Origin of the sequence: Pseudomonas sp. 21 (assembly GCF_000955805.1) — a bacterium.
Classification (GTDB): Bacteria; Pseudomonadota; Gammaproteobacteria; order Pseudomonadales; family Pseudomonadaceae; genus Pseudomonas.
Genome location: NZ_JYOA01000007.1, coordinates 32,104 through 45,780 on the forward strand (window position 1 = coordinate 32,104; position 13,677 = coordinate 45,780).

At 64.4% G+C, this 13,677-nt stretch carries 15 protein-coding genes; 3 read left to right on the forward strand and 12 right to left on the reverse strand.

Features of this window, described 5'->3' with window-relative positions; genetic code table 11:
• Positions 1-16: 16 nt before the first annotated feature.
• The 4 genes from UB43_RS15620 to UB43_RS15635 all read right to left on the reverse strand — a co-directional run bounded on the left by UB43_RS15620 (position 17) and on the right by UB43_RS15635 (position 1,823).
• Positions 17-361, reverse strand: a complete 345-nt coding sequence (locus UB43_RS15620; protein WP_024763586.1) for a phage holin family protein — start codon at positions 359-361, stop codon at positions 17-19.
• A gap of 316 nt (positions 362-677) precedes the next feature.
• Positions 678-1,151: a GNAT family N-acetyltransferase gene (locus tag UB43_RS15625; protein ID WP_045212664.1), complete on the reverse strand. Its 474-nt coding sequence runs from the start codon at positions 1,149-1,151 to the stop codon at positions 678-680.
• Positions 1,152-1,234: 83 nt separating this feature from the next.
• A complete protein-coding gene (locus UB43_RS15630; RefSeq protein WP_045212666.1) occupies positions 1,235-1,594 on the reverse strand; it encodes a hypothetical protein in 360 nt (119 codons plus the stop codon).
• 19 nt (positions 1,595-1,613) lie between these two features.
• A complete protein-coding gene (locus tag UB43_RS15635) occupies positions 1,614-1,823 on the reverse strand; it encodes a TraR/DksA C4-type zinc finger protein (protein WP_045212668.1) in 210 nt (69 codons plus the stop codon).
• Positions 1,824-2,221: 398 nt separating this feature from the next.
• Between UB43_RS15635 and UB43_RS15640 the strand changes: the two genes are divergently transcribed.
• The 3 genes from UB43_RS15640 to UB43_RS15650 all read left to right on the forward strand — a co-directional run bounded on the left by UB43_RS15640 (position 2,222) and on the right by UB43_RS15650 (position 4,633).
• A complete protein-coding gene (locus UB43_RS15640) occupies positions 2,222-2,992 on the forward strand; it encodes a helix-turn-helix transcriptional regulator (protein ID WP_045212671.1) in 771 nt (256 codons plus the stop codon).
• Positions 2,993-3,112: 120 nt separating this feature from the next.
• Positions 3,113-3,424 (forward strand): pyocin activator PrtN family protein, encoded by a 312-nt coding sequence (locus tag UB43_RS15645; RefSeq protein ID WP_045212674.1) that lies wholly within the window; start codon positions 3,113-3,115, stop codon positions 3,422-3,424.
• A gap of 96 nt (positions 3,425-3,520) precedes the next feature.
• Positions 3,521-4,633, forward strand: coding sequence for an FkbM family methyltransferase (locus UB43_RS15650; RefSeq protein ID WP_045212676.1), 1,113 nt, complete (start codon positions 3,521-3,523; stop codon positions 4,631-4,633).
• A 95-nt stretch (positions 4,634-4,728) separates the two neighbouring features.
• Here the strand turns inward: UB43_RS15650 and trpE are convergent, their stop codons facing one another.
• The 8 genes from trpE to UB43_RS15690 form a co-directional block, all read right to left on the reverse strand.
• Positions 4,729-6,222, reverse strand: coding sequence for an anthranilate synthase component I (trpE, locus tag UB43_RS15655; protein ID WP_045212678.1), 1,494 nt, complete (start codon positions 6,220-6,222; stop codon positions 4,729-4,731).
• Positions 6,223-6,294: 72 nt separating this feature from the next.
• Positions 6,295-7,113, reverse strand: a complete 819-nt coding sequence (locus UB43_RS15660) for a phosphoglycolate phosphatase (protein WP_045212679.1) — start codon at positions 7,111-7,113, stop codon at positions 6,295-6,297.
• Entirely contained in the window at positions 7,113-7,787 is a 675-nt protein-coding gene (gene rpe / locus UB43_RS15665) for a ribulose-phosphate 3-epimerase (RefSeq protein WP_045212681.1), read from the reverse strand. Before rpe ends, UB43_RS15660 begins: the two co-directional genes overlap by 1 nt.
• A 191-nt stretch (positions 7,788-7,978) precedes the next feature.
• The gene (locus UB43_RS15670) at positions 7,979-8,806 is read right to left on the reverse strand and encodes an ABC transporter permease (RefSeq protein WP_045214142.1); all 828 of its coding nucleotides are present in this window, start codon (positions 8,804-8,806) and stop codon (positions 7,979-7,981) included.
• 16 nt (positions 8,807-8,822) lie between these two features.
• On the reverse strand, positions 8,823-10,070 hold the full coding sequence (locus UB43_RS15675; RefSeq protein ID WP_045212683.1) for an ABC transporter permease: 1,248 nt from the start codon (positions 10,068-10,070) through the stop codon (positions 8,823-8,825).
• A gap of 125 nt (positions 10,071-10,195) precedes the next feature.
• A complete protein-coding gene (locus tag UB43_RS15680; protein WP_045212685.1) occupies positions 10,196-11,245 on the reverse strand; it encodes an ABC transporter substrate-binding protein in 1,050 nt (349 codons plus the stop codon).
• Between the two features lie 68 nt (positions 11,246-11,313).
• On the reverse strand, positions 11,314-12,423 hold the full coding sequence (locus UB43_RS15685; protein WP_045212687.1) for an ABC transporter ATP-binding protein: 1,110 nt from the start codon (positions 12,421-12,423) through the stop codon (positions 11,314-11,316).
• Positions 12,424-12,602: 179 nt separating this feature from the next.
• Positions 12,603-13,640, reverse strand: a complete 1,038-nt coding sequence (locus UB43_RS15690; RefSeq protein WP_045212690.1) for an ABC transporter substrate-binding protein — start codon at positions 13,638-13,640, stop codon at positions 12,603-12,605.
• Positions 13,641-13,677: the final 37 nt, after the last annotated feature.

Genomic DNA, 13,677 nt, shown 5'->3' on the forward strand with positions numbered 1-13,677 from the left:
TCGTCTCCTCGCTGCTTCACTCTTGTCCGCGCTCGCTCGGCGGCAACTCGCAGACACCCAGGCGTTTAGCCGCCCAGCGTTCATAAAGGCCGACGGCGATCTCCGCGCCGGCCGCCGCAGTCAAGCTGCCGATGGCCGCCGCCAGGGTCAGCGAGGCGCCGCAGGCCATGGCCAGGAACATCACCGCCATGCCGCAGACGATGGAGGCGCCAGAGCGCAATGCCAGCCGCCGCAGCAACCGCCAGCCGCCCAGGCCCGCCTTGTCGGCGCGCCACATTTCACCGCTGATGCCGCCCGCGACCGCGAGCAGGATCAGCCCCCACAAAGGCACGTCGGCCAGGGTCTGAGGTTCGTTGCCCATTGGCTCACCTTGGATAAAGACGCCCGCGAACGGGCGAAACCGGCGGCTATCAGCCAACCGGGGATGACTGCCGGCGTGCTCGCCGGCCATCCGCCGCAACCGGCGGATCAGAAAACGCGGGCATGAAAAAGCCCGGCTCAGTGGCCGGGCTTTTCGGGGTTTCGCGTTGTGCTCCCTGGGGACGCACCTTTACAAGAATGACTACTTTTTACCCCCCGATTCCCGCCGGAACAAGGGTTCTCGGGGAATGCGCTGCAATATGCTGGTGACACACCGCAATGCGCTATCGAAACACAGAAATCCAGGATCGGAAATTTCAGAGCCCCTTGCTCATCAACACGGTGGTGAAGCCGCTGTGCCATTCCTCGTCCGGGTAGAAATCGACCTCCGCATAACCGTGCGCTCCGTAAAAGGCCCGCGCCTGCTGGTTGAAGGTGTCGGTCTCCAGGCGAATGCGCACATGGCCCGCGCTGGCGATGGCGGTTTCGGCGTGGCGCAACAGCGCCGCACCAATTCCCCGGCGTTGGTGGCGAGGAGAAACATGCAGGGCGTCGATGAAGTCATCGCGCCAGTCGAGCAGGCCGACGACCTCGCCGTCGATGCAGGCCACGTCGAAATGCGCCAGGCGCTCACGCACATAGGCAGGGGTATGCGCGGATGACTCGAAGCGCGCGATAGCTTCGGCGCTCAGCTCGGGCTTCCAGGTGGCTTCGTAGGTTTCACCGAGGATGCGCAGGACGGCATCGGTGTCGGCGGGTTCGGCGCGGCGAATCAGGATAGGTGTCGTCATGGACTGCGAGCATAGCCCAGGAGCACCCGCGAAAAGCACGAAGCCCGGCGCAGGGCCGGGCTTCGGAGAAAGAAGGGAAAGGATCAGGCGACGCGGCGCATCAGCCGCGACTGGATGCTCTGGTGCGCCACGTGCAGGCGCAGGTAGAAGGTATTGCGGCTGCAGCGGCAGTGCCGGTACTTCTGTGACGCTTCGCTGTCGCGGTTGAGGTAATGCTCCGTGACCACGTCCTTCTGCTCGTCGGGCAGGTGATTGATGATCAGGTCCAGTTCGGCAACACGGTCGAGGATTACCTTGCTGCCCCGCGTGCCGCGAATCATCTCGCCCTTGTTGGCCATCATCATCGCCAGCAGGTTGCCGCCGGCATAACCGCCGCCGGCGCTGCCCGGATTGTGCATCTCTTCGGCCCAGAGCTTGAGCATTTCATCGATGGGTTTGATCACGGCGTTTCTCCCTGGCGGCTCAGTGCCGCCGCTCCAGTTCGTCCATTGCCTGGCAGTCGATGCAGCGGGTGCAGCCCGGCGCGGCCAGGCGGCGCGCCGAAGGGATGTCGTCGCCGCAATCCTCGCAAGACTCGGCGGAGCTGATGGCCGCCGGGGAGCGGCGGCTGTGCAGCATGTCCTCGATGCGCTCCAGCATCAGGTCATTGGCGTAGTCGGCGATGTCAGCCATGGCGCACCTCCGCATCGGTGGGGGATTCGGGCTGCATTGCGTGGTTCGGGTGTCGGCTCATGAAGGTCCTCCTGGCGACGTGCCCTCCGTGGTCGCCGAGCCTTCGGCCGCCTGGGGTGGTCAGTCGCGATCTGTTCGTCGCGGACGCCGACTCATCGGACGGCATCCCTTGCCGGTACGCGGGCAGCGCCTTCCTGGCCCACCCGCATCCTCCAGCCTGCTGCGCAGGCAACCCACGGCCTCCTTGCCATGGTGAGGGGGAAGCCGGTCGCCTCCCTTCAGCCAAACCGGTTCTGGTTTCTCCGGTGGGCTGCTGGCTTTTATGATTACAACTCTGGCTATATTTAGTCAACACCAAAGCTATTTACACGCTACAACCCAGGAGGTAGAGTGCTGCCATGGAAAACTCACCCTCATCGACGCTGGCAGACCGCCTGAAACAGGCGATGGCCTCGCGCAACCTCAAGCAGGAAACCCTGGCCGAAGCCGCCGGGGTTTCGCAGAACACCATCCACAAGCTGACCTCGGGCAAGGCGCAGAGCACGCGCAAGCTGATCGAGATCGCCAGCGCGCTGGGGGTCTCGCCGACCTGGCTGGCGACCGGAGAAGGCGCGCCGACGCAGGTCGCCGGCATACCCACCGCGAGGCCGGCCGATGGCAGCCCGCTGCGACTGGAACCGCTGCACCCATGGGATAGCGACACACCGCTGGACGAGGACGAAGTGGAACTACGCCTGTACAAGGAAGTGGAACTGGCGGCCGGCGCCGGACGCACCGCCGTGCGCGAGATAGAGGGGCGCAAGCTGCGGTTCTCCTACGCCACGCTGCGCGCCGCGGGAGTCGATCCGGCAGCGGCGATCTGCGCCCAGCTCACCGGCAACAGCATGGAGCCGCTGATCATGGATGGCTCCACCATCGGCATCGACACGGCCACCACGCACATCACCGACGGCGAGATCTACGCCCTGGAACACGAGGGCATGCTGCGGGTGAAGTTCGTCTATCGCCTGCCCGGCGGCGGCATCCGCCTGCGCAGCTTCAACCGCGACGAATACCCCGACGAGGAGTACCCGGCGGAGCAGTTCGACAGCGGGCAGATCCGCCTGATCGGCTGGGTCTTCTGGTGGTCCACGGTGCGCCATCGCCGCGCACCGACCCTGGTTCGCTGAGCCCATTTCGCGATGGAAGAACCCCGCTTCGGCGGGGTTTTTCTTGCGTGTCGATTGAAGAAAAATACAACCTTTGCTATATTCATCGTGTCGCCATCACCATCGGAACAGGAGAGTCCCATGCAGTCGACCGCAGATGTCCGCCCCGCCCCCCGCCCGGAAACGGTAAGCCTGGTCTATCAGATTTTCGGGGACGTCCTGGTGCCGCTGGAGCAGGTGCGCGAGCGCTGGTTCCGCAACCTGAACCGGGAGAATTTCAGCAAGGCGCTATCCTGCGGACGCATCGCCCTGCCGGTGACCACGCTGGATGACAGCCACAAGGCGATGCAGTACGTCGCGGTGGATCACCTGGCCGCCTATGTGGAAGAGCGCTCGCTGCAGGCGGACGCAGCCCTCACCCGGCGCAGGGCTAAACAGCCGGCAGTGGTCTGACAGCAAGTACCTACAAACTGCCGCTCGCTTTCCTTCCTGAAAATGTCTGCTAGCTTCAATCCGCGCCCCGTCACTCATAATAGGAAGTACGTGCAGATGGACCAGCAGACAAAGGAAGTGCTCACCGACAACCAGGTCTATCTGGGCGTTGCGCCCGAAGACCTCAAGGTGTTCGAGTTCTACAAGAATCCGGACGCTGTTCCTGAAAAGGGCTTCTATACCGACTTCTCCGGCACCCGGACCCGATTGTCGTACTTCGGGCTGGACGAACACCCGAATGAAACGCAGATCGGCCGCGTTCCGTTCCCCGACGACGGGCTGCATGCGGAAACCATCGAATACATCGCCGCACTGCATGCAGTGGAAAGTGCCGGCGATAGCTTCACTGTCGTTGAACTGGGAGCCGGATATGGTCCCTGGGTAGTCTTCGGTGCACGCGCCGCCGCCAGGAAAGGCATCCAGAAGATTCACATGATTGCCGTTGAAGCGGATCGCCAACGACTGGCACTCATGCACTCGAATCTGTCGGACAACGGCCTTCCCGTACCCAACGAAAAGGGCCATGGGGGAGACGCATCTACCTCCATCGAAGTCGTGCATGGCGCGATCTCGGACGAAAACGGCGTTACCTCGTTCGGCGCGCAGAGCATTCATGACTGGGGGGCCGCCGCAATCGAAAATGGCAGCGACATCGACTATCGCGGCGTCAAGGTGGTGACCGAGCAGGTTAATACCTACACCATCGAAAGCGTCTTGAAGGATGTCCAGTCCGTTGATTTCATGCACCTGGACATCCAGGGCTTCGAGTACCGCGCCGTTCGCAAGTCGCTGGACGCCCTGCAGCGCAAGGTCCGGGTCCTGCTGATCGCAACCCACAGCCGCCGAATCGAAGGAGAGCTCATCGGGCTCCTGTACGACAATGGCTGGCGCCTGACCTACGAGAAGCCCTGCAAGTTCGCGCTGGCCAATGGGGGCGACCTCACCGCGCTGACCTATCTGGATGGCACTCAGGTTTGGATCAACACGGCTCTGGGCAGCCCGGCCCAGACGACTGAAGATCCGGCGGACATCCTGAGTGCCGCGAACAGCGAGATCAAGGAGCTGAAATCCACGCTGCACTCCTGCCAGCGAGAGATCGTCAATCTGAAATCCTCGACGAGCTGGCGAGTCACCGCTCCCTTACGCAAGCTGAAGCTACTGATCAGTTAAAGCGTCAGGCTGCCAGGTGCGCCTCAATATGCACCTGGCGCCACTGGATGAAAAAAGCCCCGCCGAAGCGGGGCTTTTTTCATCCGGTCAGCGACTCAATCGCGGCCATGGACCTTGGCGGTATGCTCGGCCAGCGCGACGGCGCGGAACATCGCGCGGCGCTTGTTGATGGTTTCTTCCCACTCCGCTGCCGGCACCGAGTCGGCGACGATGCCGCCGCCGGCCTGGACGTGGAGCTCGCCGTTCTTGATCACCGCGGTACGGATGGCGATGGCGGTGTCCATGTTGCCATTCCACGCGAGGTAACCCACGGCGCCGCCGTAGACGCCGCGCTTGACCGGTTCCAGCTCGTCGATGATTTCCATCGCACGGATCTTCGGCGCACCGGACAGGGTGCCGGCCGGCAGGATGGCGCGCAGGGCGTCCATCGCGCTGAGCTTCTCGTTCAGCTGGCCATTCACGTTGGAGACGATGTGCATCACGTTGGAGTAGCGCTCGATCACCATCTGCTCGGTGACCTTCACGCTTCCGGTCTGCGACACGCGGCCGACGTCGTTGCGGCCCAGGTCGATGAGCATCAGGTGCTCGGCGATTTCCTTGGCGTCCGACAGCAGGTCTTCTTCCAGCGCACGGTCGGCCTCTTCGGTCGCGCCACGCGGGCGGGTACCGGCGATGGGGCGTACGGTGACTTCGCCATCCTCGACCCGCACCAGCACTTCCGGCGAGCTGCCGACGACATGGAAGTCGCCGAAGTTGAAGAAGTACATGTACGGCGTCGGGTTGAAGCAGCGCAGCGCGCGGTACAGATCGATGGGCGCGGCGCTGAAGTCGATGGACATGCGCTGCGACGGCACGACCTGCATGCAGTCGCCAGCCAGGATGTATTCCTTGATGGTGCCGACGGCGCGCTCGTAGTCCTCGCGGGTGAAGCTGGCGCGGAACTGCGGCTCCGGGGCATTCACGGCGCTGAAATCCAGGCCGCGGCGCGGCGTGATCGGCTGGCGCAGGCGCTCCAGCAGTTCCTCCAGCTGGGCCAGGCCCTGGTCGTAGGCATCGGCCTGGGCCGGATCGGCGAGGACGATCGCGTGCATCTTGCCGGCAAGGTTGTCGAACACGACCACCGCGTCGGAGACCATCAGCAGGATGTCCGGGTTGTTCAGCGGATCGGGGTTCGGGCACTGCGCCAGGCGCTGCTCGACGTAGCGCACGCAGTCATAGCCGAAGTAACCGACCAGGCCGCCGTTGAAACGCGGCAGGCCGGCGATGGTCGGTACGCGGTAGCGCTCCTTGAACTCCTCGACGAAGGCCAGCGGGTCGGCGCATTCGAAGCTCTCGGTCTCGACGCCGTCGACCTTGATGCTCGCCTGGTGGCCATAGACGCGCAGCACGGTGCGGCTCGGCAGGCCGATGATCGAGTAGCGGCCCCACTTCTCGCCGCCCTGCACGGACTCGAGCAGGTAGGTGTTGGGGCCGTCGGCCAGCTTGAGGTAGATCGACAACGGGGTATCGAAGTCGGCAAGGGTTTCGCAGGTCAGCGGAATGCGGTTGTAGCCTTCGGCGGCCAGGCGCTGGAATTCTTCGCGGGTCATGATCAGCCTCGTGGAATGAGGAGGTAACGGACTTGGGTGCACACACGCGCCGGGCGAACCGGCCAAAGGATGTCAGGCGCGCCAGCGCCAGCGGGCCAGGGCCTTGATGACTTTCATCCAGAGTGTGTGGGGAGCCGTTTCCACGGTGCTGTCTCGCTGAGCGGGTTTTGAAGCGGAGTCGGGCAACACTATCGCTTTGCCCGAATCGAAGCAAGGCAGCAGATGGCGCAGGTCGTCGAGCACCAGCGTCGGGGTTTCCTCGGCGATGGGGCGACCGTGGTTGTAGCCGTAGCTCAGCCCCACACTGCGCACGCCGGCGGCCTTGGCGGCGAGGATGTCGTTGCGCGAGTCGCCGACGAACAGGGCCTGTTCCGCCGAGACACCGGCCATCTTCATCACGAACAGCAGCGCGGCCGGGTCGGGCTTCTGCTGCGGCAGGGTGTCGCCACCGATGATCCAGCGGAAGAACTTGCCCAGCTTCATCTCGTCCAGCAGCGGGCCGACGAAGCGCTCGGGCTTGTTGGTGATCAGCGCCAGCTCGACGTCGCGCTTCTTCAGCCACTTCAGGGTCTCGATCACGCCGGGGTAGACCACGGTCAGCGCGTGGCTGTCGGCGTAGGCGTCCATGAACAGTTCGAGGGCGCGCTCGGTGTCTTCCTCGCTGACACTTTCATGCTCGATGTCGCCCGCCAGGGCGCGGCGCACCAGTACGCGTGCACCGTTGCCGACCCAGTGACGCACCGCGTCCAGGCCAGCCGGCTGGCGTCCGAGCGCCAGCAGCATCTTGTCCACCGCCGCGGCGAGGTCGGGGACCGAGTCCACCAGGGTGCCGTCCAGGTCGAACATCACCAGACGCGGCAGCCCGGCGAACGGCAGCTGTGCAGCACTCATCACTTGCGCGCCTGCGCCAGCTCAGCGTGCATGGCGCGGATGACCTCGGCGTAGTCCGGTGCGTTGAAGATGGCGGAGCCAGCGACGAAGGTGTCGGCGCCAGCAGCGGCGATCTCGCGGATGTTCTTCACGTTCACTCCGCCGTCGATCTCCAGGCGGATATCGCGGCCGGAGGCATCGATCAGCGCGCGGGCTTCGCGCAGCTTGTCGAGGGTGCCGGGGATGAACTTCTGTCCGCCGAAGCCGGGGTTCACGCTCATCAGCAGGACCATGTCGATCTTGTCCATCACGTACTTCAGCGCGTCCAGCGAGGTCGCCGGGTTGAATACCAGCCCGGCCTTGCAGCCGCCGTCCTTGATCAGTTGCAGGGAACGGTCGATGTGCTGGGTGGCTTCGGGGTGGAAGGTGATGTAGGTGGCGCCGGCCTCGATGAAGTCGCCGATGATGCGGTCCACCGGGGAAACCATCAGGTGCACGTCGATGGGCGCGGTGACGCCGTACTTGCGCAGGGCCGTGCAGACCATCGGGCCGATGGTCAGGTTCGGCACGTAGTGGTTGTCCATCACGTCGAAGTGGACGATGTCGGCGCCGGCGGCGAGCACTTTGTCGACGTCCTCGCCCAGGCGGGCAAAATCGGCGGACAGGATCGACGGAGCGATGGCATAGGGTTGCATGGCGCACCTCTGTGGGCGGAAATCACGGATGGCGCGCATTGTAGCCGCTCGGACGGCTCGAAGGGGATCGGGCCGATAGTCGAAACGGAAAGGATGTCGGTGGGAGCAGGAACGCGGGCAAAAAAAATCGCGGATCGATCCCACCCCTGCGGGTGAGCACAGGGACGCAACCGTCCGCGAAACACTGTGAATCAGGAAGTCGGTGCGGTACGCAGTTTCTCGCTGCGGCCGCGCAGCCACTCGAGGGTCAGCAGGAGCACGACGGAGAAGCCGATCAGCAGGGTCGCCGCGGCGGCGATGGTCGGGCTGAGGTTCTCGCGGATGCCGCTGAACATCTGGCGCGGCAGAGTGGCCTGCTCGGGGCCGGCGAGGAACAGGGTCACCACCACTTCATCGAAGGAGGTAGCGAAGGCGAACAGCGCGCCGGAAATCACACCGGGAGCGATCAGCGGCAGGGTGACCTTGAAGAAGGTCAGCACCGGCGGCGCGCCCAGGCTGGCGGCGGCGCGCACCAGGTTGTAGTTGAAGCCCTGCAGGGTCGCCGACACGGTGATGATGACGAAGGGCACACCCAGCACCGCGTGGACGATGATCAGCGAGATGTAGCTGTTGCCCAGGCCCAGCGGCGCGAAGAACAGGTAGCTGGCCACGCCGATGATCACCACCGGCACGACCATCGGCGAGATCACCAGGCTCATGACCAGCGCCTTGCCGCGGAACTCGCCACGGGTCAGGCCGATCGACGCCAGGGTGCCGAAGACCATCGCCAGCACGGTGGCCGCCGGGGCGACGATGATGCTGTTGGTCAGCGCGCGCATCCACTCGGCGGAGTTGAAGAAGTCGGCGTACCAGCGCAGGGAGAAGCCCTGCAGCGGGTAGACCAGGAAGGTGCCGGAGTTGAACGACAGCGGCACGATGACCAGTACCGGCAGCACCAGGAACAGCAGGATCAGGCCGCAGAGGATGCGCAGGGTGTAGAACCACACGCGCTCGACCGGGGACATGTACGGGCTCAGCATCTTCTTGTTCTCCTCATCAGCCCAGGCGCAGGCGGCTCGCGCCCACCAGCCAGCCATAGATCACGTAGAGCACCAGGGTGGCGAACAGCAGCAGGCCGCCCAGGGCCGTGGCCATGCCCCAGTTGATGGTGGTGTTGGTGTAGAAGGCGACGAAGTAGCTGACCATCTGGTCGTTCGGGCTGCCCAGCAGGGCCGGGGTGATGTAGTAGCCGATCGACAGGATGAACACCAGCAGGCAACCGGCGCCGACGCCCGCCACGGTCTGCGGGAAGTAGACCTTCCAGAAGCTGGAGAACGGGTGGCAGCCCAGCGAGATCGCGGCGCGCATGTAGCTGGGGGAGATGCCCTTCATCACGCTGTAGATCGGCAGGATCATGAACGGCAGCATGATGTGGACCATGGAGATGTAAACGCCGGTACGGTTGAACACCAACTGCAGCGGCTGGTCGATCAGGCCCATCTTCAGCAGCGCGCCGTTGATCAGGCCGCCCGACTGCAGCAGCACGATCCACGCGGCGACGCGCACCAGGATCGAGGTCCAGAACGGCAGCAGCACCATGATCATCAGCAGGTTGGACTTGCGGGTCGGCAGGATCGCCAGCAAGTAGGCCAGCGGGTAGGCCAGCGCCAGGCAGATCAGGGTGATCACCGCGCCCATCCAGAAGGTACGGGCGAAGATGTCCAGGTAGATCGACTGGTCGGGCGTGGCGCGGGCGATCTCGCCCAGGTCATCGATGCGGTGATCGAGCGCCGCCAGCAGGTAATACGGAGTGACGGAACTGGCGTTGCGACGGATCGCCTGCCAGTAGGCCGGGTCGCCCCAGCGCTCGTCGAGGGCTTCCATCGCGTCCTTGTAGGACGCCGGCTGCTCCTTGAACGGCAGCGCGCGAGCGGTCTTGGACAACAGGCTGCGGTAGCCGGCCAGTTCCATGTTCAAGCGCTTGGACAGGTCACCGATGGTCTGGTTCTTGCGCGCGGCGACCAGGTCGTCGCTCAGCGCCTTGTACACCTCGTCCGAGGGCAGCGACTTGCCGTCCCAGGCGGAAATGGCGTTGACGGTCAGCGGCAGCGCACCGACGACCTCGGGGTTGTTCACGCTCTTGTAGAGCAGTGCCGCGATGGGCACGAGGAAGGTCAGCAGGAGGAAGACCAGCAGGGGCAGGACCAGCGCCTGCGACTTCAGGCGGTTCATCCGCTCCGCGCGCGCCAGGCGCTGCTTGAGGGTGGGGCCGGCGACCTCGTTCATCGACACAGCGGTGGCCATAGCGAACTCCGGTAAAACGGGCCGCCCGAGGGCGGCCAAGGTGTGGTGTCAGGAGGAACCGCCGCGAGGGGGAGCAGCGGTTCCGGTCCGCCACGGTCCGGGCGGCCGTGGCGGTAAGGGCTTGCTTACTTGGCGGCCCAGGCGTTGAAGCGCTGTTCCAGCTGCTCGCCGTAGTCAGCCCAGAAGGTCACGTCCATGCCGACCTGGCCCTGCATGTTTTCCGGGGTGGTCGGCATGTCTTTCAGCAGGTCCTTGCTCAGCAGCGGTACGGCGTTCTTGTTGACCGGGCCGTAGGCGATGTTTTCGGAGTAGGTCTTCTGCTGCTCGGGCTGAACCGAGAAGGCGATGAACTTCAGGCTCTCGTCGACTTTCTTGGCGCCTTTCGGGATGGCCCAAGCGTCGAAGTCGTAGATGCCGCCGTTCCAGACGATCTTCAGGTTGCTCTCTTTCTGCACGGCGGCGATGCGGCCGTTGTAGGCGGAGCTCATGACCACGTCACCGGAAGCGAGGTACTGCGGCGGCTGGGCGCCGGCTTCCCACCACTGGATGTTCGGCTTGATCTGGTCGAGTTTCTTGAACGCGCGATCCTGGCCTTCCTTGGTGGCCAGCACCTTGTAGACGTCCTTGGGCGCGACGCCGTCGGCCATCAGGGCGAATTCCAGGGTGTACTTGGCGCCCTTGCGCAGGCCACGCTTGCCCGGGAACTTCTGGGTGTCCCAGAAATCGGCCCAGCTGGTCGGCGCGGTCTTCAGTTTGTCGGCGTTGTAGGCCAGCACGGTGGACCAGACGAAGAAGCCCACGCCGCAGTTGCTCACGGCGCCCGGTACGTAGTCTTCGGCCTTGCCGAGGATGGCCGGGTCGATGGTTTCGAACAGGCCTTCGTCACAGCCGCGGGCCAGTTCCGGCGACTCGACTTCCACCAGGTCCCAGGAGACGCTGTTGGTGTCGACCATGGCCTTCACCTTGGCCATCTCGCCGTTGTACTCGCCGGCGACGATCTTGTTGCCGCTGCTCTTCTCGTAGGGGCCGTAGAACGCCTTCACCTGGGCGTTCTTGTTGGCGCCGCCGAAGGACACCACGGTCAGGTCGGTGGCAGCCATGGACTGGGCCGCGAAGGCCACGCCCAGAGTCAGCGCTGCGAGTTTGAGCCCCGATGCTTTCAAGGACTTCGACATTATTGTTGTCTCCACAGTGTGCAGGTTTGTTTTTCTTGGATGCGTCCGGGAGTGGCCGGGCCGCGCTGTTACGCCGCGGACAGTGGGTCGAGCGCGCGGACGTGCTCGACTTCCCAGCCCAGCGGAACCACGTCGCCAACACTGAGCGCGGAATCGAGCTCGGCGATCGGCTGTTTGACGAAGAAATCGGTACGGCCGCAGACCTCCAGGCGAATGCGCACGTGGTCGCCCAGGTAGATGAACTCGGCGACGCGGCCGGAGAAGCGGTTCGCGCAGTTTTCGCTGTGGCCGTTCAGGCGCACGCGCTCGGGGCGGATCGACAGGCTGACGGTGTCGCCGACATTGCCGACGTTGACCGCCAGCGCCTCGACCTTCTCGCCACGGGCCAAGCCGACGGTGCAGCGGTCGCCATCGCGGGCCTGGAGCTGGCCGGCGATGCGGTTGTTCTCGCCGATGAAGTTGGCGACGAAGGAGTTGCGCGGGTGCTCGTAGAGCTCGGCCGGCGGGGCGATCTGCTGGATCTCGCCCTGGTGGAACACAGCCACGCGGTCGGACATGGTCAGGGCTTCGCCCTGGTCGTGGGTCACGTAGACCACGGTCACGCCCAGGCGCTGGTGGATGTGCTTGATCTCCATCTGCATGTGTTCACGCAGCTGTTTATCCAGCGCACCCAGGGGTTCGTCCATCAGCACCAGTTGCGGCTCGAAGACCAGCGCACGGGCCAGGGCCACGCGCTGCTGTTGACCACCGGAAAGCTGGCCGGGATAGCGGCCGGCGAAGGTGTCGAGCTGGACCATCGACAGCGCACGCTTCACGCGCTCGCTGACGTCGGTCTTGCTCATGCCGCGCACGGAGAGCGGGAAGGCCAGGTTCTCGGCCACCGTCATGTGCGGGAACAGGGCATAGTTCTGGAACACCATGCCGATGTCGCGCTTGTGCGGGGGGACGTTGTTGATGGCGCGGCCGGCGAGCTGGATTTCACCGGCGGTGGGAGTTTCGAAACCGGCCAGCATCATCAGGCTGGTGGTCTTGCCGGAACCGGAAGGCCCCAGCAGTGTCAGGAATTCGCCTTTGCGAATGTCCAGATTGAGGTCCTTCACGATGAGGGATTCGCCGTCGTAGCTCTTCTGCACGCCACGGAAACTCACCAGCACATCGTTTGCCTGATTCTCGGCCATCACCGCACCTTTGTTTTTTTGTAAATGCCGTTGATCTCAAGACTAGAGAAGCAACACCTACGCGCAAATCGGGCGGTATGAGAGATTGCTATAAGGCTTAGAGAGGATGCTTTGTAGGGATCGCCCTACAAAACCAGGGAAACCAACTGCCGACCAATGGCTGGCCGGCAGTCCGTCGATCACCGCTTGGCCCAGGCCTGGAAGCGCTGTTCCAGCGCGTCGCCGTGCTCGGCCCAGAACGCCACGTTCATGCCCACGGCATTGGCGATGTTCTGCGGCGCGGTGGGCAGGTTGGCGGCCACGTCCGGCGCCAGCAGTTCCACGGCCTTGCGGTTGGTCGGGCCGTAGGCGATGTTCTCGGCGAAAGCCTTCTGCTGCTGCGGCTGGCCGGCGAAGTTGACGAACTGTTCGGCCAGCTCCTTCTTGAACACGCCCGAGGGCAGCGCCCAGAAGTCGAAGTCGTAGATGCCGCCGGCCCAGACCATGCGGAAGCCCTTCTGCTCGGCCTGCGCGGCGGCGATCCGGCCGTTGTAGGCGGAGCTCATCACCACGGTGCCATCGGCGAGGTCGCGCACCGGGTCCTGGCCGGACTTCCACCAGTTGATGCTCGGCTTCAGCTCATCGAGCTTGCGGAAAGCGCGGTCGACGCCGTCGTTGGTGGCGAGCACCTTGTAGACGTCCTTGGGCGCAACGCCGTCGGCCATCAGGGCGAATTCCAGGCTGTACTTGGCGCCCCAGCGCAGGCCGCGCTTGCCGGGGAATTTCCTGGTGTCCCAGAAGTCCGCCCAGCTGCTGGGCGTGCCCTGCAGCTTGCTCTGGTTGTAGGCCAGCAGCGTGGTCCAGACGAAGATGCCGACGCCGCACGGCTGCACCGCGCCGGGAACGAAATCGGCGGTGTTGCCCAGGGTCTTGGGGTCGAGCTTCATGAACAGCCCTTCCTCGCAACCGCGCGCGAGTTCGGGGGCCTCGACTTCCACCACATCCCAGGACACATGGCTGATTTCCACCATGCGCTTGAGCTTGGCCAGGTCGCCGTTGTAGGAGCCGTGGACGACGGCGTTGCCGGTCACTTCCTTGAACGGCTTGTAGAAGGCCGCTTCCTGCGCTGCCTTGTTGGCGCCACCGAAGGAAATCACCGTGACGTAGTCCGCCAGCGCCGGCATCGCAGCGCTCCCCAGCAGGCCGAACAGCAGCCCTCCCCTTACCGCTCGCAACATCTTCTTCTCCTTGTTATCACGACGTACTGCATGAAGC

Coding starts and splice junctions, on each gene's coding strand:
- UB43_RS15620 (WP_024763586.1), bottom strand. CDS start 361: ATGGGCAACGAACCTCAGACCCTGGCCGACGTGCCTTTGTGGGGGCTG.
- UB43_RS15625 (WP_045212664.1), bottom strand. CDS start 1,151: ATGACGACACCTATCCTGATTCGCCGCGCCGAACCCGCCGACACCGAT.
- UB43_RS15635 (WP_045212668.1), bottom strand. CDS start 1,823: ATGGCTGACATCGCCGACTACGCCAATGACCTGATGCTGGAGCGCATC.
- UB43_RS15640 (WP_045212671.1), top strand. CDS start 2,222: ATGGAAAACTCACCCTCATCGACGCTGGCAGACCGCCTGAAACAGGCG.
- UB43_RS15645 (WP_045212674.1), top strand. CDS start 3,113: ATGCAGTCGACCGCAGATGTCCGCCCCGCCCCCCGCCCGGAAACGGTA.
- UB43_RS15650 (WP_045212676.1), top strand. CDS start 3,521: ATGGACCAGCAGACAAAGGAAGTGCTCACCGACAACCAGGTCTATCTG.
- trpE (WP_045212678.1), bottom strand. CDS start 6,222: ATGACCCGCGAAGAATTCCAGCGCCTGGCCGCCGAAGGCTACAACCGC.
- UB43_RS15660 (WP_045212679.1), bottom strand. CDS start 7,113: ATGAGTGCTGCACAGCTGCCGTTCGCCGGGCTGCCGCGTCTGGTGATG.
- rpe (WP_045212681.1), bottom strand. CDS start 7,787: ATGCAACCCTATGCCATCGCTCCGTCGATCCTGTCCGCCGATTTTGCC.
- UB43_RS15670 (WP_045214142.1), bottom strand. CDS start 8,806: ATGCTGAGCCCGTACATGTCCCCGGTCGAGCGCGTGTGGTTCTACACC.
- UB43_RS15675 (WP_045212683.1), bottom strand. CDS start 10,070: ATGGCCACCGCTGTGTCGATGAACGAGGTCGCCGGCCCCACCCTCAAG.
- UB43_RS15680 (WP_045212685.1), bottom strand. CDS start 11,245: ATGTCGAAGTCCTTGAAAGCATCGGGGCTCAAACTCGCAGCGCTGACT.
- UB43_RS15685 (WP_045212687.1), bottom strand. CDS start 12,423: ATGGCCGAGAATCAGGCAAACGATGTGCTGGTGAGTTTCCGTGGCGTG.
- UB43_RS15690 (WP_045212690.1), bottom strand. CDS start 13,640: ATGTTGCGAGCGGTAAGGGGAGGGCTGCTGTTCGGCCTGCTGGGGAGC.